The sequence below is a fragment of the Curtobacterium sp. YR515 genome (genome assembly GCF_900113095.1).
Classification (GTDB): Bacteria; Actinomycetota; Actinomycetes; order Actinomycetales; family Microbacteriaceae; genus Curtobacterium.
Genome location: NZ_FOOD01000005.1, coordinates 349,335 through 366,865 on the forward strand (window position 1 = coordinate 349,335; position 17,531 = coordinate 366,865).

18 protein-coding genes are annotated in these 17,531 nt (G+C 72.8%); 12 read left to right on the forward strand and 6 right to left on the reverse strand.

Annotated elements, in window-relative coordinates; genetic code table 11:
* Positions 1 to 31 precede the first annotated feature (31 nt).
* From BM028_RS15825 to BM028_RS15845, 5 genes are all read left to right on the forward strand, one after another.
* Entirely contained in the window at positions 32 to 934 is a 903-nt protein-coding gene (locus BM028_RS15825) for a LysR family transcriptional regulator (RefSeq protein WP_092387690.1), read from the forward strand.
* A gap of 191 nt (positions 935 to 1,125) precedes the next feature.
* On the forward strand, positions 1,126 to 3,024 hold the full coding sequence (locus BM028_RS15830; RefSeq protein WP_092387692.1) for a hypothetical protein: 1,899 nt from the start codon (positions 1,126 to 1,128) through the stop codon (positions 3,022 to 3,024).
* 167 nt (positions 3,025 to 3,191) lie between these two features.
* On the forward strand, positions 3,192 to 4,025 hold the full coding sequence (locus BM028_RS15835; protein ID WP_092387694.1) for a hypothetical protein: 834 nt from the start codon (positions 3,192 to 3,194) through the stop codon (positions 4,023 to 4,025).
* Between the two features lie 200 nt (positions 4,026 to 4,225).
* A complete protein-coding gene (locus tag BM028_RS15840) occupies positions 4,226 to 5,857 on the forward strand; it encodes a putative Ig domain-containing protein (RefSeq protein WP_092387696.1) in 1,632 nt (543 codons plus the stop codon).
* Positions 5,858 to 5,990: 133 nt separating this feature from the next.
* On the forward strand, positions 5,991 to 6,623 hold the full coding sequence (locus BM028_RS15845) for an FMN-dependent NADH-azoreductase (protein ID WP_092387698.1): 633 nt from the start codon (positions 5,991 to 5,993) through the stop codon (positions 6,621 to 6,623).
* A gap of 180 nt (positions 6,624 to 6,803) precedes the next feature.
* Here BM028_RS15845 and BM028_RS15850 read toward each other — a convergent pair whose 3' ends face one another.
* Positions 6,804 to 7,847 (reverse strand): MBL fold metallo-hydrolase, encoded by a 1,044-nt coding sequence (locus BM028_RS15850; RefSeq protein ID WP_092387700.1) that lies wholly within the window; start codon positions 7,845 to 7,847, stop codon positions 6,804 to 6,806.
* A 120-nt stretch (positions 7,848 to 7,967) separates the two neighbouring features.
* Between BM028_RS15850 and BM028_RS15855 the strand changes: the two genes are divergently transcribed.
* The gene (locus tag BM028_RS15855) at positions 7,968 to 9,017 is read left to right on the forward strand and encodes an ATP-dependent DNA ligase (RefSeq protein ID WP_092387702.1); all 1,050 of its coding nucleotides are present in this window, start codon (positions 7,968 to 7,970) and stop codon (positions 9,015 to 9,017) included.
* Positions 9,018 to 9,099: 82 nt separating this feature from the next.
* Positions 9,100 to 9,243, forward strand: coding sequence for a hypothetical protein (locus tag BM028_RS18610; protein WP_175473622.1), 144 nt, complete (start codon positions 9,100 to 9,102; stop codon positions 9,241 to 9,243).
* Positions 9,244 to 9,248: 5 nt separating this feature from the next.
* Here BM028_RS18610 and ligD read toward each other — a convergent pair whose 3' ends face one another.
* Positions 9,249 to 10,268: a non-homologous end-joining DNA ligase gene (gene ligD / locus BM028_RS15860; protein WP_092387704.1), complete on the reverse strand. Its 1,020-nt coding sequence runs from the start codon at positions 10,266 to 10,268 to the stop codon at positions 9,249 to 9,251.
* A 222-nt stretch (positions 10,269 to 10,490) separates the two neighbouring features.
* Here ligD and BM028_RS15865 point away from each other — a divergent pair, with 222 nt between their 5' ends.
* From BM028_RS15865 to BM028_RS15875, 3 genes are read left to right on the forward strand one after another with little or no spacing between them, the layout of a single operon-like run.
* The gene (locus BM028_RS15865) at positions 10,491 to 11,327 is read left to right on the forward strand and encodes a DUF429 domain-containing protein (protein WP_092387706.1); all 837 of its coding nucleotides are present in this window, start codon (positions 10,491 to 10,493) and stop codon (positions 11,325 to 11,327) included.
* Positions 11,328 to 11,336: 9 nt separating this feature from the next.
* Positions 11,337 to 12,539, forward strand: coding sequence for a glycosyltransferase (locus tag BM028_RS15870; protein WP_092387708.1), 1,203 nt, complete (start codon positions 11,337 to 11,339; stop codon positions 12,537 to 12,539).
* Positions 12,536 to 13,153 (forward strand): uracil-DNA glycosylase, encoded by a 618-nt coding sequence (locus BM028_RS15875; RefSeq protein WP_092387710.1) that lies wholly within the window; start codon positions 12,536 to 12,538, stop codon positions 13,151 to 13,153. Before BM028_RS15870 ends, BM028_RS15875 begins: the two co-directional genes overlap by 4 nt.
* Positions 13,154 to 13,313: 160 nt before the next feature.
* On the opposite strand, the gene BM028_RS15880 is transcribed toward BM028_RS15875, so the two are convergent.
* Entirely contained in the window at positions 13,314 to 13,739 is a 426-nt protein-coding gene (locus tag BM028_RS15880; protein WP_092387712.1) for a DUF6892 domain-containing protein, read from the reverse strand.
* A gap of 138 nt (positions 13,740 to 13,877) precedes the next feature.
* On the opposite strand from BM028_RS15880, the gene BM028_RS15885 reads away from it, so the two are divergent.
* The gene (locus tag BM028_RS15885) at positions 13,878 to 15,347 is read left to right on the forward strand and encodes an APC family permease (RefSeq protein ID WP_092387714.1); all 1,470 of its coding nucleotides are present in this window, start codon (positions 13,878 to 13,880) and stop codon (positions 15,345 to 15,347) included.
* Positions 15,348 to 15,463: 116 nt separating this feature from the next.
* Positions 15,464 to 16,084, forward strand: a complete 621-nt coding sequence (locus BM028_RS15890; RefSeq protein WP_070418587.1) for a hypothetical protein — start codon at positions 15,464 to 15,466, stop codon at positions 16,082 to 16,084.
* Between the two features lie 8 nt (positions 16,085 to 16,092).
* Here the strand turns inward: BM028_RS15890 and BM028_RS15895 are convergent, their stop codons facing one another.
* From BM028_RS15895 to BM028_RS15905, 3 genes are all read right to left on the reverse strand, one after another.
* Entirely contained in the window at positions 16,093 to 16,554 is a 462-nt protein-coding gene (locus BM028_RS15895) for a hypothetical protein (RefSeq protein WP_139219840.1), read from the reverse strand.
* A 95-nt stretch (positions 16,555 to 16,649) separates the two neighbouring features.
* Positions 16,650 to 16,970 carry a hypothetical protein gene (locus BM028_RS15900; protein ID WP_139219841.1) on the reverse strand — a complete coding sequence of 107 codons (321 nt, stop codon included), beginning with the start codon at positions 16,968 to 16,970 and terminating at the stop codon, positions 16,650 to 16,652.
* A gap of 98 nt (positions 16,971 to 17,068) precedes the next feature.
* A complete protein-coding gene (locus tag BM028_RS15905) occupies positions 17,069 to 17,449 on the reverse strand; it encodes a DoxX family protein (RefSeq protein ID WP_070418584.1) in 381 nt (126 codons plus the stop codon).
* Between the last annotated feature and the right edge of the window lie 82 nt (positions 17,450 to 17,531).

Sequence of the window (17,531 nt, forward strand, 5' to 3'; positions counted from 1 at the left end):
GGATACCCATCAGCGACACTAAAGTGTCGGCATGCTCGACGTCCGCCGCCTGGTCCTCCTCCGGGAGCTCTCGATCCGTGGCACGATCGCCGCCGTGGCCGAGGCCGTGAACTTCACGCCGTCGGCCGTCTCGCAGCAGCTCTCCGCCCTGGAACGCGAGGCCGGCGTGCCCCTGCTCCGCAAGGCCGGACGGCGGCTCCAGCTCACCCCGCAGGCCGAGGTGCTCGTCCAGGCCGCGGGGCACGTGCTCGACGTCCTCGAGCGGGCGCAGTCCGAGGTCGAGGAGACCATGCCGACCGTGCAGGGTCGGATCCGGGTGGCGGTGTTCCAGTCCGCGGCGCTCGCCCTGATGCCGAACGCCCTGCACGCGATGGCGACCGAGCACCCGGACGTCCGCATCGAGATGGTGCAGCGCGAGCCGGAGACCGCACTGCACGAGACGTGGATCCGGGACTTCGACATGGTCATCGCCGAGCAGTACCCCGCGCACGCGGCACCGCGGCTCCCCGGGCTGCAGCGCGAGGACCTCACGACCGACGCCGTCCGTCTGGCGCTGCCCCCGGTCGACACGGCCCTCGCGCCGGTGTCGTCGATCGATGACGCCGCGGCGCTGCCGTGGGTGATGGAGCCTCGAGGGACCGCGTCGCGGCACTTCGCCGAGCAGGTCTGCCGTCGCTGGGGCTTCGAGCCCGACGTGCGGTACGAGACCGCCGACCTGCAGACGCAGATCCGGCTCGTCGAGTCCGGCAACGCCGCGAGCCTCATGCCGGACCTCATGTGGACTGGCCGGACCACGACGTGCCGGTTGGTGGAGCTGCCGGAGCACCCGCGGCGGACGATCTTCACGGTGGTCCGCGCGGCCGGGTCCTCGTCGCCGGCGGTCCGCGCCCTCCGCTCGGCCCTCGAGCGCGCTGCCGCGACCGTCGGCGACTGACCGTCGGCGACTGACCGTCGGCGACTGACGGTCGGCGACTGACGGTCGGCGACCGACCCGAGCGCGACCGACCGGTCGCTCCCTCGTCGTTACCGGACCGAGACGTACCGGGTCGTCAGGATCGTCGGCGCCGCGACACCTCCAGGATGAGGGCACCTCCCGGTGCCCCGCACAGCATCCAGGGGGATCCCATGAAGCAGTCCTGCACCGCCAGTGTCCGACGCGGCGCCGCCATCGGCGCAGCCGTCGCCATCGTCACCGCCTCCTCGGCGTTCGGCATCGGCGCGACGAGCGCGATGGCCGACGAGGCTCCGACACCGCTCACGCCCGCCACCACCGTCACGACCGGCACGTCCGACGGCTCGGGAGGCGCGGCGAGCGACCCGACGTCGGCCACCGCGGACGAGACGGGGACGACTCCCCCCGTGGTCACCGACGACCCGGCCGAGTCGCCTGCGCCGGCCCCGACGTCCGACCCGACCACGGACCCGACAGCGGCACCGGAGCCGTCCGCTCCCACGACCACACCCGCGGCGAGCGCGCCGACCGAAGATGCTCCGGAGCAGTCCGCCGCCGCGGCGCTCGCCTTCCCCGAGGGCACGAGCGCCGACGCCCCGCTGGTCCTCACCGCGACGGTGGGCGACACCGTGTCCCGGACGTTCACCGCGACGGGCGGGTCGGGCACCGTGACGTACAAGGTGCGCGGCGCGAACGGCAGCCCGGTGATCGGCCAGGGCGACTTCAACAGCGACTTCTCGTTCGACGGGACCACCGGCACACTGTCCGGGTCGCCTCGGTACGCCCTGCGGACCTACACGTTCCAGGTCATCGCCACGAGCGGCTCCGAGACCGCCGTCGAGTACGTCGAGCTCACGGTGAAGCCCGGCGCCCCGGTCGGCGTCACCTTCTCGGTCGCCGCGCAGCAGTCCTCCGGCCTGTGGCAGGTCGAGCCGGACGGCACGATCTGGGAGGAAGCGGTCGGCAAGGGACGAGTCCGCATCGTCTCCGACGTCCCCGTCGCGACCGGCACGACACTCTCGCTGGCCGGTCTCGCGGTCGACGCCTACGGCAACCGCGTGACCGGGAGCGACCAGGACGACGACTACCCCCGGTCGACCGTCACGAGCACCGTGGCGTCCGACCGTGCGGTGTGGGACCCGGCAGGTGCGAACCTCGTGACCTTCACCGAGGCGGGCACCCGCACGGTGACCGTCTCCGAGGGCGGCGTGTCCACGTCCTTCACGGTCGTGGTCACCGACGAGCCGTTCGCGTTCGTCGACCCGTCGTCCGCCGACGCCCCGATCGCCATCGCCCCGACCGCGGGCGAGCAGTTCACGCGGACGTTCGACGTGTCGGGAGCGACCGACCCGTCGGACATCCGCTACGAGCTCCGCGGGGTCCAGGGCGAACCCTTCGACGACACCTACGCCCGGAACGGTCTCGACCTCGCCGTCGACCCGACCACGGGCGTGCTCACCGGGACCGGCACGGCGGCGACGTCGTTCCGCTTCCAGGTCGTCGCGACGAGCGGCGGGCAGGAGGCCGTCGCGAACGTCGAGGTCACCGTCTCGCCCGCGGCCTTCGCGAAGCTCGTCGTCGCGGTCCTGCCGTCCGACCGGGACCCGGAGTCGGAGAGCTGGTCGGTCGACGGCGACACGATCACGCACAGCACCCCGGACGGCGGTTCGGAGGTCGTCGACGCGGTCCCCGCACGGCAGGGGCAGCGCATGCTCGTGCTCGCGGTGCCGGTGGACGCCTTCGGGAACGCGGTCGCCGACCACGACGACCTGACCATCACGAGCGACGTCGCGAGTGACCGGATCGCGTACGACCCGAGCACCGCCGCGACCTGGGTCACGTTCGAGCACGCGTCGCCGCACGTCGTGACCGTCGCGTACCAGGACCGCACGCAGGACATCCGGTTCGACGTCACCCCGACCGCGGCGACGGCGGGTGCCACCACGGACACGGGCTCCGGCCGTCTCGCCTACACCGGCGCGGAGACGTCGGGTCCCCTCGCCTGGGCGCTCGGACTGCTCGCCGCCGGCGGCGGTCTGCTGGTCCACCGGCTGCGTCGCCGTCGCGCCTGAGACGCGACCGTCCGGCGGACCGGGAGGCGCGGTGCCAGCTGGCACCGCGCCTCCCGTCATCGATAGCACGCCTGAGTGAACCGGAATGCCCCGGGGACGCCTGCGGTCGTACCGTCGTCGCTGACAGGAGCGGATCGCCGCCCTGCACAGAACGACCAGGGGATCTCATGAACACCACCACGTCGTCGCGCCGTCGCGCGGCCCTCGTCACCGCCGTCGCGGTCGCCGTCGCCGCAGCCGGTTCGACCGCCGTCCTCGGCGTCGACGCCGCATCCGCCAGCACCACGGTCACGAGCCAGCACGCCGCGGCGACGCCCGCGCCGCTCGCCTTCACGCAGAGCTCCTCCGCCGCCCACCCGATCGCGCTGACCGCGACCGCGGGGAAGGCGTTCGCGTACACCTTCACCACCAACGCGAAGGCGGGGTCGGTCGCCTACGCGATGGACGAGCCAGCCGGGCCGACGGCGGACTCGCCGCGCGCGTCCGACCACTTCTCGGTGAACACGAACACCGGCGTCCTGTCCGGCACGGGGGTCGAGAGCGGTATCTGGGACTTCCAGGTCGTCGCCCTCCGCAACGGCGTCGAGGCCCACGCGTACGTGCAGCTCACCGTGCGCCCGGGGGCGGCAGTCGGCGTGCGGACGTACGTCTCGCAGCCGAACACGACCGCGCCGATCTGGTACATCGCGCCGAACGGTGTCATCCGGCAGCGGTTGACCCCCACGAGCAAGGCGACGGTCGTCAAGACCGTCCCGGCGGTCCGGCTCGAGCAGCTCATCGTCACCGGGGTCGCGGTCGACGCCGAGGGCAACGTCATCAAGGCTCCCGACGAGGGCGGCGACGTGTCCACGGTCACGAGCAACGTCACGTCGGACCACGTCACCCGGACCGGCGCCCAGGACACGATCACGATCAGCGGTGCGTGGTCGCACCGCCTCACCGTGACCCAGGAGCACGCGCACACGTCGTTCACGGTCTCGGTGGCGCACGCCGCGCACTGAGTCGACCACGGGGAGCCGCGGGTGGCGCACTGAGCAGCACGCCACCCGCGGTTTCCCGCACGCACCCCCAACCCAGGTCACATTTCGTGCTCGGTGCTCCCGATCACGCGCGCGTACCCCTACGATCCGATCAGGCCGAGGATTCTCGGCAGATTCTTACGATCCGGCACCCGACCGGACCTGAACACCTGGGGGAACACGTGCGCCGCAGCACTTCCACCGTCCGACGCGCCTGCGCGCTCGGGACCACCGCCGCGCTCATCGCGCTGACGACCGGTCTCGGCATCGCGACCGCGACGGCAGCACACGCCGAGGGCGCCGACACGTCGGTCCCGACGCAGACCGCGCCGGCCGACCCGACGCCGACCGACGCGCCGACGGACACCACGCCGACGGACGCGCCGACCGACCCGGCACCGACGGACGCGCCGACCGACACCGCGACGGACGCGCCGACGAGCACGCCGACGAGCACCACGGCACCGTCCGCTCCCGCACGGAACCAGACGCCGTCGGCCGCGTCGACGGACGCACCGGTCACGCCGCTGGCCGCCGACCCCGCCGTCACCGTCTCCGGCGACACCAAGGTGGGCTCGCAGCTCACGGCGGACACGACCGGGTTCGACGAGGACGGTTCGTTCAAGTACGTCTGGACCGAGGCCGACGCCGGCCCGACGCCGACGACGATCGCCAAGACCAAGACCTTCACGGTCGACCAGACCGAGGCGGGCAAGCAGCTGGTCGTGACCGTGACCGGCGACCTGCCGGGCGGCGGCAAGGAGACCGTGACCTCGGACCCCTCCGCGGTCATCACGCAGGACCCGGTGTTCGTCGACGCGGACGGCAAGCCCATCACCGAGGGCACCGAGGCGGACGTCGACGTGCTGCCCCTCGAGGCCACCGCCGGTGACCCGTTCTCGTACACGTTCCGCGCCCAGGGGTACCCGGCGCCGACGTACAAGCTGGACTGGTACTACGGCGACGAGGAGGACTCCGCCGACTCGATCGTCGAGTCGAAGTCGCAGGCCGACTCCATCGCGATCGGGTACGGCTTCGAGGAGGACGACGACTTCACCGTCGACGACCAGCTCCCCGAGGGCATCACGTTCGACCCGACCACGGGCGAGCTGAGCGGCACCGCCACCCTCGCGTCGTTCTACGACTTCGCCGTCACGGCCACGAGCGGTGACGTCTCGACCACGCAGTACGTCGAGCTGACCGTCGACCACGCCGCCGCGTTCGGCATCACCGCGTTCACGACCGACGAGAAGTCGATCACCGCGCGGGACAAGCGCATCTGGCTCATCCAGCCCGACGGCTCGATCTACACCGTCGACCTGTCGACCGACGAGGACGGCTTCCCCGAGGAGCTCACCCTCACGCCGACCGGCCGTCCCACCGTGGCGCAGGGCGGCACGCTCATCGTGTCCGGCTCGCCCGTCGACCGCTTCGGCAACGACGCGTCGGACTTCGACGACGAGGGCAACCCGACGTTCGTCCCGACGGTGACCTCGGACGTCGCCACCGACGTGGTCGCGCCGTACGAGGAGAACGGTGCCGAGGGGCAGGGCGTCTTCGGCGTCACGTTCCCGCACGCGTCGATCCACACCCTCACGGTCGCGAGCGGCGCGCTGCAGCCGCTCTCGTTCGCGGTCGACGTGCGTCCGACCACCCCGACGGTGGCCGTCGTCACGCCCACCACCGCGAAGGGCCAGCTCGCCTACACCGGTTCCGACGCGACGGGTGCCCTCCCCTGGGCCCTCGCGCTCGTCATCGCCGGCGCCGGTCTGATCGGTGTGCGCACGCTGCGCCGCCGTCACGCCCAGCGCTGACGCCCAGACGCCTCCCGCCAGTCGCGTGCCCGCGTGACTGACGGGAGGCCCACCTCGGCCCCGCCTCGCCCCTCACCGGCGCGGCGGGGCCGTTCCCGTCATCCGGCGGGTGTCGGTCGGTAGCGTGGGGACCATGCCCACGCTCCTGCACATCGACTCCTCGGCCGACCTCGCGCACTCCCGCTCCCGCGCCCTCACCGCGGCCTTCGCGGACGCCTGGCGCGCACGCGGCCCGGAGTACACGGTCGTCCGCCGCGACCTGCACGTCGACCAGCTCCCCCACCTCGAGACCTCGGCGCTGCACTGGGCCGCCGCCGACCGCACGGACGACGAGGTCGTGGCCCCCGAGGCCGATGCGCTCCGGCAGGAGGTGATCGACGAGCTCCTCGGCGCCGACGTCGTCGTGGTCGGTGCGCCGCTGTACAACTACACGGTGCCGTCGACGCTCAAGGCGTGGATCGACCGCATCCACGTGCCGGGTGTCCTCGCCGGTGCCGTGCAGCCGCTCGCCGGGCGTCCGGTCGTCACCGTGGTCAGCCGGGGTGCCACGTACGACGCCGGGAGCCCGACGGAGGGCTGGGACCACGGCTCCCCGGTCCTGCACCTCATCCTCGGGACCGCGCTCGGCATGAAGCCGTACCCGATCACCGTGAGTGCGACCCTGGCGGACCGGCTGCCCGACCTCGCGCCGCTCGCCGACCACGCTGCCGCCGAGTTCGCCGACGCGAGGACGACGCTGGAGCGCCTCGCCGCGACGCTCGGCTGACGCGGGCCGCCGGCGCCCGCGGCGGTCCGCGGCGCCCGCGGCGGTCGCGGCGGCCGCGGCGGCCGCGGCGGCCCGCACAACCGAAGTCCATCCGCGCCGCGGCGATCCACGGCGCGGATGCACTTGCGTTGTGCGACGGCGGTGCGAACCGCGGCGCCGAGGCCGCCGCGACCGGCGGGGTCAGGCGGGGCGGACCTCGTCCGCGCGACCGAGCAGCGCCGCGTGGAACGCCGTCTGCGTCAGCGCGCTGGCGAGCAGGAACCCCGTCATCGACTCGATGCCCCCGCTGAAGGGCACCCGGGACGCCACCTCGTAGAGCGTCGGCGAGGACAGGGCGTCGAGCGCGTCGGCGACGTGCCGCGACCGTTCCTCGCGGTGCCGCGCCAGGGTGCGGGCACGACCGACGACGTCGCGGAAGCGGTACTCGTGGCCGGGGCAGACCTCGAGGTCCGCGGAGCCGTCGAGCCGTCCGAGCGAGGCCAGGTAGTCGCCGAGCGGGTTCGTGGCGGTTCGGCCCCCGAGCCCGATCCCGGAGTTGATGCGGGGCAGGACGTGGTCGCCGGTGAACAGCAGGCCGTCCTCCGCGTCGACGAAGCAGCAGTGCCCGGCGGTGTGCCCGGGGGTCCACAGCGTCCGGATCGTCCGACCGGGGACCGGGAGCACGTCGCCGTCCTCGAGCAGGAGGTCCGCGAAGGGCTCCGCCGTCCGACCGAGCCCGATCCGTCGTCCGCTCCCCCAGGCCTCGACCACGCCGGCGCGCAGGTGCTCCGGCAGTCCCCACGTCGCGATGTCGGCGTCGTTCGCCGCGGCGTCCGCCCGCTCCCGGTGCAGCGCCTCGACCTCGAGCCGGTGCATGGCGACCCGGGCGCCGGTGGCCCGTCGGATCGCCGCCGCGGCGCCGAGGTGGTCCGCGTGCAGGTGCGTCACGACGACCAGCCCGACGTCGTCGAGCGACCGCCCGATCGCCGTGAGGCCGTCGCGGAGCACGTCGAGACCGTCGTCGGCGGTCCACCCAGGGTCGATCAGCGCGAGCGACCCGTCGGAGCCCTCGACGACGTACACGAGCGTCGCGTCGGGCACCCCGAAGCGGAACGGCACGGCGAGGGTCCAGATGCCCGGCCGGACCTCCTCCACGGGCGGCAGGACGCCGTCGCGGAGCGCGGCGGCCTGCACGGGACTGATCGGTTCCGGTGCCGGCGCTGCCGGCGGGGGCACGGTCGTCACGCGACCACCCTACTGAGGTGCGGGTCGCGACCGGGCCGAGCCGCGCCTCCTGGGCCACGGCCACCGGACGACGGAGCGACACCTGCCGGACGGACGCGGCCGCCCGAGTAGACAGGACGCATGGAGATCGCACCGATGCTCGCCAAGGCCGTCCCCACCGTCCCCGAACCCGACAGCGTGCGCGGAGGACTCCGGTACGAGCCGAAGTGGGACGGGTTCCGCGGCATCGTGACCATCGACGGCGACGACGTGGAGATCGGCAGCCGCGGCGCGAAGCCCCTCACCCGGTACTTCCCCGAGCTCGTCGAGGCCTTCCGCGCACAGTTCGGTGGCCGCGAGCACCCCGTGGTCCTCGACGGCGAGGTGATCCTGCGCTCCGGGGACGCCGGCGCGGAACGGCTCGACTGGGAGGCGCTGTCGCAGCGGATCCACCCCGCGGCCTCGCGGATCGCGAAGCTCAGCGCCGAGACCCCCGCGCAGTTCGTGGCGTTCGACCTGCTCGCGGTGGACGGCACGGAGCTCCTGGACCTGCCGTTCGACGAGCGTCGGTCGCGCCTGGACGCGCTGTCGCAGGACATGTCCGACCCGCTGTTCGTCACGCGCACCACGCTCGACGTCGACCTCGCCCGCGAGTGGCTGACCACGTTCGAGGGCGCCGGGCTCGACGGTGTCGTCGCGAAGCCCCGGGCGAAGCCGTACGAGCCGAACAAGCGCACCATGCTCAAGGTCAAGCACCACCGCACGGCCGACGTCGTCGCGATCGGGTACCGCGTGCACAAGAGCGGGACCGGCGTCGGCTCGCTGCTCGTCGGGTTGTACGGCGACGACGGCGAGCTCCGGCAGGTGGGCGGCGTGTCCGCCTTCTCCGACAAGCGACGGGTCGACTTGGTGGACGAGCTCGACCGGGTGGTCCTCCGGGATGCGGACGGGAGGCCCGTCACCGGTGACGGGGAACGCTCGCGGTTCTCGTCGGGTCGCGACACGTCGTTCGTCCGGCTGGCGCCGTCGCTGGTCCTGGAGGTGCGGTACGACCAGATGGAGGGCGACCGGTTCCGGCACACGGTCCAGTTCGAGCGGTGGCGTCCCGACCGCGAGGCCGCCTCGTGCGGCTTCGACCAGCTGGAGGTCCCGGCGGCGTACGACCTCGACGCCGTGCTGCTGTCCGATTGACGCTCGACGATTGATGTAGTTAGGCTAACTAGGTAACTTCTTCCATGCGGATGCATCCGCATCGAGCAGACGGGAGCGGGACATGATCATCGACGGCATCAGCGACGCCCACCGCGGGACGTGGTCCCGGTTGACGCGTCTGCACACGGCGAGCGTCTCGCTCCCGACACACACCACGCGCGTCGCCGAGCCCGAGGGCCGCGCCGAGGACTGCGCCGCCGTCTGACCCGTTCAGGCCTTCTTCGCGCGTGACGGCTGCACGCGCGGCGGCTCCCCCGGCATCTTCGGGAAGTCCGGCGGGAAGGGCAGCTCGCCCTCGCCGTTGCCCAGGTCGCGCTCCCACCACGCCAGCAACGGCGCGATGCTCGCGGGCTCGTCGTGCATCGCCTGCCACGGGTCGCCCGTGGTCCGCAGCCGCTCCGGCACCGACCGGATCGTGAACGCCGTGGGATCGGCGTCGTCGAGTTCGTCCCACGCGATCGGTGTCGACACGGCCGCGTGTGCGAGGGCACGCGGGCTGTAGGCACCCGCCATCGTCCGGTCGCGGTTCGCCTGGTTGAAGTCGACGAAGACGCGCTCCCCGCGCTCCTCCTTCCACCACGCCGTCGTCACCCGGTCCGGCATCCGTCGCTCGAGTTCGCGTGCGGCGGCGATGACCGCGTGCCGGACGTCGAGGAACTCGTACTCGGGCAGGATCGGCGCGAAGACGTGCAGCCCGCGGTTCCCGCTCGTCTTGATCCACGCCGTCAGCCCGACCTCGTCGAGCACCTTCCGGAGCTCGTGCGCGACGGGGACGGTGTCGTGGAAGTCGGTACCGGGCTGCGGATCGAGGTCGATGCGGAGCTGATCCGGGTGGTCGGGGTCCCCGGCGCGCGAGGCCCACGGGTGGAACACGACGGTGTTCATCTGCGCGGCCCACACCGCGACGGCCGGCTCGTCCACCACGAGCTGCGGGTGCTGCCGGCCACTCGGGTAGGTGACGGTGACCGCGCGGACGTACTCGGGCGCGCCCTTCGGCGGGTTCTTCGAGAAGAACTGCTCGCCGTCGACGCCGCCCGGGAACCGCTGCAGCGAGATCGGGCGGTCGCCGTTCGCCCGGACGAACGCGTCACCGACGGCGACGAGGTACTCCGCCAGGTCGAGCTTCGTGATGCCGGGCTCGGGCCAGAGCACGCGGGACGGGCTGCTGATCCGGACTTCCCGGTCGCCGTCCGGCCTCGGAACCGTCAGCGTCGTCGCTTCGCTCGCCATGCAGCGGACCGTACACGGGCGGGCCCGGGCCCGGCCGCAGCCCCGGTCGGTCGGGGTCGGGGTCGGGGTCCGGGTCGGTCGGGGTCGGGGTCGGGGTCGGTCGGGCAGGGTCGGGGTCGAGCGGGCGAAGTACGTCACGCTCGGCGCGCCGCACCGACCGGTTCCGCCCGCTCGGCGAACCGCGCGCGGCATGTCCCGCCCGCCCGGGTGCACGATGGACGGGTGAACGCGTACCTCGGGGTGGACCTGGCATGGGGACTCGGGACCGCGACCCGCGCACCGAACGAGACCGGACTCGTCGCGATGGACCCCGACGGAGCGGTCACCGACGCCGGCTGGGCCCGGGGCGTCGACGCCGTCACCGACTGGATCGCCGGACACCTCGGCGAGCGCTCCCTCATCGCCGTGGACGCCTCACTCGTCGTGACGAACCCGACCGGCATCCGCGAGGCCGAACGGCAGGTGGGACAGCGCTACGGCCGGTGGAAGGTCGCGGCGAACCCGACGAACCTCGCGTCGGCGGCGAGCGCCGGGGCCCGACTGCTCGAGCGGCTGACGGCCCTGGGCGTCGGGTACGTGTCGTCGACCGCGGCGATGCGGGAGCGCACCGGTCCGGCGGTGTTCGAGTGCTACCCGTACACGACCCTCGTCGGGGTCGAGGAGCTCGGCTACGACGTCGAGCGGCCGCGGTACAAGCGTCTCGACCTGCACGTCGCGCCGGCGACGGCCCGGGCACGACGGGCGGAGGCGTTCGACGAGCTCGTGCGTCGGCTGCGCGAGACGCCGCTGGACCCTCCGCTCCGGCTCGACACGCATCCGCTCACCCGGGCGCTCGCCGAGCCCTCCGGGATCCACGGGCCGACGCACAAGCACCGGGAGGACCTGCTCGACGGGGCCCTCTGCGCCTGGACGGCCGCGTTCTGGGAGCGGCACGGCGACGACCGCGCGCAGATCCTGGGAGGCGATCCGTGCCTCCCGTCCGACGCCGTGGACGAGGCGGGCCGCCAGCCCGTCGTGGTGGCGCCCGCGCGCCCGTCGCAGCGGCCGACGCGCGGATAGGCTTGCGCGGTGAGCACCACCACCGAACCCCTGCGCATCGGGCTGGTGTCGCTGCACACCTCCCCCGGCGACGAACCCGGCTCCGGCGAGGTCGGCGGCATGAACGTCGTCGTCCGCCACCAGGCCGAGGCCCTCGCGGACCGCGGCCACCACGTCGACATCATCACGCGCCGCTCGTCGCCGACGCAGCCCGACTCGGTGTCGCTCGTGCCGGGCGTCTGCCTACGGTTCCTGTCGGCAGGGCCGGCCGAGCCGGTGCCCAAGGGCGAGCACGACGCGTTCATCGAGCCGTTCCGCCGCGAGCTCGAGCACCTCGGCCCGTTCGACGTGCTCCACTCGCACCACTGGTTCTCCGGCGCGGCCGCACTCCCCGTGGCCCGTGAGCGGGGCATCCCCCACGTGCAGTCCTTCCACTCGATCGCCGCCGACAGCGACACGCCGCTGTCCGAGGGCGAACGTCCGGAGTCCGACGGACGGATGGCCGGCGAGCGCATGCTCGCGCACGAGTCCGACGCGGTCGTCGTCGTGTCCTCGGCCGAGGCCGACACCGTCCGCACGCGGCTCGGCGGCGAGACCGGGCGCATCTGGATCGTGCCGCCGGGCGTCGACGGGTCGGTGTTCCGTCCGTCCGCCGCCGGCGCCCGCCGCGCGGACGTCCCGTACGTGGTCGCCGCGGCGCGGGTGCAGCCGTTGAAGGGGCTGGACCTCGCGATCGAGGCGATCGCCGGCATCAGCCAGGAGGCGCGACCCACCCTCGTCATCGCCGGGGACGCCTCGAGCGAGGCGGGTGACTACGTGGACGAACTGCGTCGGCTCGCGGCCCGCCTCGGGATCGCCGACCGCGTGACGTTCGTCGGTCCGCAGTCGCGGGCCGACCTGGCGTTCCTGTTCCGCGGCGCGGCAGCCGTGCTGGTCCCGTCGCACTCGGAGACGTACGGCCTCGTCGCGCTCGAGGGCTCCGCGTCCGGGGTGCCCGTCGTGGCCGCCGCTGCCGGAGGACTGCGCGAGGCCGTGGTCGACGGCGAGACCGGGGTCGTGCTCGAGTCCCGCGACCCGGCCGTCTGGGCGGCGGAGACGGAGCGGATCCTGACGGACGCGTCGTACGCGGCGTCGCTGGCCGCGGCGGGCCGGGAGCACGCGGAGCGCCTCAGCTGGGAGCGCTCGGCCGCCGGGCTCGAGGACGTGTACCGCCGGGTGCTGGGACGCGCGTGACCGGGGGCGGGCGGTTCGACGCGTTCTGGGCAGCGCTCGACGCCGTGCCGGTCGCGGACGACGCCGAGGCGCTGTACGACGTGTCGACCGCTGCCGGGCGGCTGCGTCGCGCGAACCTCGAGCGGTACCTCACGACCGTCGGCGCGCAGGCGGACACGGTGCTCGTCGCAGAGGCCCCGGGGTGGCGCGGCATGACGAACACGGGCGTGCCGTTCACGAGCATGCGGGAGCTCGGGCCGGACTACCTCGTCCCGCCGGAGCCGACCGCCCCGTGGGAGGCGTCGTCCCGCGTCGTGCAGGCTGCCCTGGCGTCGTGGAACGGTGCGCTCCCGATGACGTGGGCGATCTTCCCGCACCACCCGTTCGCGGCTCCGGACCGGCTGACGAACCGGACGCCACGGTCGGCCGAGGTCCGGGAGGGCGCGCCCGTCGCGCTCGCGCTGCTCGATGCGATGCGGGCGGGGCCGGGCGGGGACGACGTCCGGGTCGTCGCCGTGGGGCGGAAGGCGCAGGGCGCGTTGGCGCTGGCGGGGATCGACGCCGTGGCGGTGCGGCACCCGGCGCAGGGCGGGGCCGCGCAGTTCACGGAGCAGGTGCTGGCGCTCCGCCGCTGACCGCGCGGCGCGGCGCGGCGCGGGCGGGCGCGGCGCGGGCGCTCGGCGCGCTCGCACAACGCAAGTGCATCGGAGCCGGGGATCGGCGTGGTTCGGACGCACTTGCGTTGTGCGGCGACGAACGGAACCGGCAGCGCAGCGGGGCGCGGCTCGGCGCGGCTCAGGCGGAGCGGACCTCGACGCCCTTCGCGGCGAGCCGCTCGACCACGTGCGCTGGCAGCGGTGCCGCGGCGTACACGGTGCCGAGGGCCGGCAGGTCGAGGACGTCGTCCCAGTTCTGCGGGTCGTACCGCTCGTCCGAGCCGTCCCACCCCGGGTGCACGTCCTGCAGGACCTCGAGGTCGGAGTCGACCGTCAGCTCCGTCACGAGCGACAGCTGCGACGGCAGGAGGTCGAGGTCGTCGTAGTACTCGCGCGCACGGTCGTCCTGCCCTTCGACGTCGAGGTCCTCGTCGCTCTCGTCGTCGTCCCCGGCGTAGGGCTGGAGGACGTCGAGGTCGTAGCAGAGGACGTCGAGCACGAGGAGCTTCGCGTTGAAGTCGGCGAACTCCACGGGTTCCTCGGTCGTGTTCGTCTCGTCGTGCATGGCTGGGAGCGTAGCCGTCGCCACCCGAGAGCGCCCGGGGGCGGTGGCACGTGTCCGACGGAGCACGAGCATGTTGCGATCTGCGGCGATTTGCCTGTGAGACTGGACAGGATGACCCGAAGCGGAACAGGCTGACGCATGGCCACCACCAACACAGAGCGCCCGCAACAGGAGCAGCCAGAGCTCCGGCGGGTCATCGGTCCCAAACTCCTCCTGCTCTTCATCGTCGGGGACATCCTCGGCACGGGCGTCTACGCGCTCACGGGTCAGGTCGCGGCAGAGGTCGGCGGAGCAGCGTGGCTCCCCTTCCTCATCGCGTTCGCCGTGGCGCTGCTGACGGCGTTCTCGTACCTCGAGCTCGTCACGAAGTACCCGCAGACGGCCGGTGCGGCGTTGCACGTCCACAAGGCGTTCGGCATCCACTTCGTCACCTTCATCGTGACGTTCATCGTGATGTGCTCGGGGATCACCTCGGCGTCGACGGCCTCGCGGGCGTTCGCGGCGAACCTCGGCGCCGGCTTCGGGTTGGAGCTGCCGAACGCGGTCGTGATGCTGATCGCGATGGGCTTCATGCTCGCGGTGATGGCGATCAACTTCCGGGGCGTCAGCGAGAGCGTGAAGACGAACGTCGTCCTCACCCTGGTCGAGCTGTCCGGTCTCGTGATGGTGATCCTCATCGGCTTCTGGGCGATCGCCGGCGGCAACGCGGACTTCTCCCGCGTGGTCATGTTCGACACGCCGGAGGACAAGTCGCTCCTGCTCTCGGTGTCGACCGCCACGTCGCTGGCCTTCTTCGCCATGGTCGGGTTCGAGGACTCGGTGAACATGGCCGAGGAGACGAAGGACCCCTCCCGCATCTTCCCGAAGGTCATGCTCACCGGCCTCGGCATCACGGCCGTGATCTACGTGCTCGTGTCCATCTGCGCCGTGGCGGTCGTGCCGATCGGTGAGCTCGCCGGCAACGAGACGCCGCTCGTCACCGTCGTGCAGACGGCCGCGCCGGACTTCCCGATCGCCGACCTGCTGCCGTTCATCTCGATGTTCGCCGTGGCCAACACCGCGCTGATCAACATGATGATGGCGTCGCGACTGCTGTACGGCATGAGCAAGCAAGGCGTCCTGCCCGGCTTCCTCGGCAAGGTCTCCCCGGCCCGCCGCACCCCGTCCACCGCGATCGTCTTCACGACGCTCATCTCGCTGCTGCTGATCGGGTGGGTCTCGCTCGACCCCGACTCCCCCATCGTCGTCGTGCTCGGCGGCACCACCTCGCTCCTGCTGCTGTCGGTGTTCGCGGTCGTGAACGCGTCGGTGCTGGTGCTGCGCCGGGACAAGGTCGACCACAAGCACTTCCGGGCGGGTGTCATCGTGCCGATCATCGGTGTCGTCACCTGTCTGTGGCTCGTGCTGCCCTTCTCGTCCGGGCGCGACCCGCAGCAGTACCAGATCGCGGGCGCGCTGCTCGCGCTCGGCATCCTGCTGTGGATCGTGACGTGGTTCACCCACGGGCGGAAGCAGACCGAGAAGGCGCCCACCGGCCTCGTCACCGAACCGACGAAGGTCCAGCGCCCGAACGAGCCGGCGCAGACGCACGACCACCGCGACGTCTGACCCGCGAACGACCGAGCTGGTCCTCGGACACCCCCGATCGGGCGGGTGCGGTTCCCAGGCGGCGCACGTAGCCTCTTCGTGCTCCGCCTGACCCGCCCCGCTCGAGAGGACCCGCCATGCGCCGCGTCGGCATCACCCTCGCGTCGGTGTTCGGCGCGGGCGTCGTCGCGATCGGCATCGGCGTCGTGGTGGTCATCGTCATCGCGGTGAACTCGCTGACGGGTGCCGCCAAGGGGGTCGTCGCGGATCCGACCCCGACCTGCCCGGACGTCGCGACGAGGACGATCGGCGGCATCGTCGTGCCCGCGGGCCCCGTCGGCGGGTTCTGCCAGGACCGTCTGGTCAACGCCGCGTACGTCATCAGCGCCGCACAGGCCATGGGCATCGGACCGCACACCCAGGCGGTCGGCGTGATGACCGCCATCGGGGAGTCGAGCCTGGTGAACCTCGACCACGGGGACGCCGCCGGACCCGACAGCCGCGGGCTCTTCCAGCAGCGGGACAACGGCGCCTGGGGCACGTACGAGCAGCGGATGGACCCGTACACCGCGGCGTCGATGTTCTACACGAAGCTCGTGAAGATCCCCGGGTGGAAGACCATGACCCCGACCCAGATGGCGCACGCCGTCCAGATCAACTCGGACCCCGACCACTACGCGAAGTTCTGGCCCGAGGCGAAGTCCGTCGTCGAGGGCCTCACCGGGGAGACCGTCCCCGACACCGCACCCCAGGGCTGACCAGCACGTCACGAGGCGAGCGGGAGCGGACCGTCGTCCACCGGCTCGGCCGGCTCGACGTCGTCGAGCGACACGATCGCGACGCCGCCGGTGTGCACCGCCACCTGCGCGCGGAGCCGGACGTGGTGCTCCTCGAACGCGCAGGCGCACGCGTCGACCCACTCCCAGTCGACCGGGAACAGCCGGGACTCCCCCGGGCGCTCCCAGACCAGCACGACCTCGGCCGCGCCGACCTGCACGAGGACGTCCCCGACCAGCGCGGCGAAGTCCTCGACGTGTTCGTCGGGTTGCCACGGCAGGTCGGAGATCGGCATGACGAACGACACCGGCACGGCCCGTTCGTCGAGGAAGAGCACCCAGCACTGCCGGGTGATCGGGCGTTCGACGAGGGCGGTCACGAGGTCCACCACGTCGTCGTCGGTGCGGGCAGGGGTGCGGATGAGGCGGTCGAGCATGTCGGTGTCTGGCATGCCCTCAGCGTCGCCGACACCACCGCACCGCACGGCGACCAGAGGCCCATCTGTGGACGACCGCCGCGCGGGGCCGCCCTGTGGAGGAACGACCCTCAGATGCCGTGGGTGATCGCGCTGTCGACGAGCAGGATCGCGCCGAAGAACACCGCCACGACGGCCGCGATGCCGACGAGGGCGAACGGCCACGAGAGCCGCCGCCGCACGAGTCGCAGCACGCACACCACGAGCGCCGCGACGAGCACGAGGGCGACGAGCACCGGCCCGACGTAGACGACCGCACCGCCGAGCGTCTCGTCGCAGGAGTTGCCGGGAGCGCCGCACGAGCTGAACGCCAGCGACAGGAACACGATCCCGCCACCGGCGACCACCGACTCCGCTGCCAACAGCACCAGCAGCACGACCGTCGCGACCACGTCCGCGACGCGACGGCCGCCTGCCAGGGGGTGTCGCGCCTCCCGTCCGAAGGCCGCCGGACCGGACCCGAGCGGATCCGCGACCACGGGGGCTTCCATCACCCTCGCCGCCCGCGCGTGGACCAGAGGGCCCAGGCGATGAGGACCGGCTGACCGAACAGGCGGCCGATGCGCTTGACGTCCGTGTCGAGCCCGAAGGCGTCGCGGCGGTTCAGCCACTGGGAGATGTTCCCGGGGAAGATCGCGGTGAAGAAGAGCGCGGCGACCGTGCCGACGAAGCGACGCGAGCGACGGGGTGCGAGCACGAGGGCGCTGCCGAGGCCGATCTCCGCGATGCCGGAGGCCAGGACCGTGGTGTCCTCGTCGAGCGGGACGAAGTCGGGCACCTGGGCGCGGAAGTCCTGCCGGGCGAAGGTGAGGTGGCTCGTGCCGGCGAAGACGAGCGCGAGGCCGAGCAGGACGCGGAGGAAGGATCGCATGCCTCCATCGTGCCCGTGCCGGACGGCCACCGCACGCGCCGCACGGCGTGCCGGACGGCCACCGCCCCGCTAGGTTCGGACG

Bases quoted from the DNA above. Each gene is read 5' to 3' on its own strand.
- BM028_RS18610 (WP_175473622.1), top strand. From the start codon at position 9,100: ATGATCATCGACGGCATCAGCGACGCCCACCGCGGGACGTGGTCCCGG.
- ligD (WP_092387704.1), bottom strand. From the start codon at position 10,268: ATGGCGAGCGAAGCGACGACGCTGACGGTTCCGAGGCCGGACGGCGAC.
- BM028_RS15830 (WP_092387692.1), top strand. From the start codon at position 1,126: ATGAAGCAGTCCTGCACCGCCAGTGTCCGACGCGGCGCCGCCATCGGC.
- BM028_RS15825 (WP_092387690.1), top strand. From the start codon at position 32: ATGCTCGACGTCCGCCGCCTGGTCCTCCTCCGGGAGCTCTCGATCCGT.
- BM028_RS15905 (WP_070418584.1), bottom strand. From the start codon at position 17,449: ATGCGATCCTTCCTCCGCGTCCTGCTCGGCCTCGCGCTCGTCTTCGCC.
- BM028_RS15885 (WP_092387714.1), top strand. From the start codon at position 13,878: ATGGCCACCACCAACACAGAGCGCCCGCAACAGGAGCAGCCAGAGCTC.
- BM028_RS15835 (WP_092387694.1), top strand. From the start codon at position 3,192: ATGAACACCACCACGTCGTCGCGCCGTCGCGCGGCCCTCGTCACCGCC.
- BM028_RS15890 (WP_070418587.1), top strand. From the start codon at position 15,464: ATGCGCCGCGTCGGCATCACCCTCGCGTCGGTGTTCGGCGCGGGCGTC.
- BM028_RS15895 (WP_139219840.1), bottom strand. From the start codon at position 16,554: ATGCCAGACACCGACATGCTCGACCGCCTCATCCGCACCCCTGCCCGC.
- BM028_RS15855 (WP_092387702.1), top strand. From the start codon at position 7,968: ATGGAGATCGCACCGATGCTCGCCAAGGCCGTCCCCACCGTCCCCGAA.
- BM028_RS15845 (WP_092387698.1), top strand. From the start codon at position 5,991: ATGCCCACGCTCCTGCACATCGACTCCTCGGCCGACCTCGCGCACTCC.
- BM028_RS15880 (WP_092387712.1), bottom strand. From the start codon at position 13,739: ATGCACGACGAGACGAACACGACCGAGGAACCCGTGGAGTTCGCCGAC.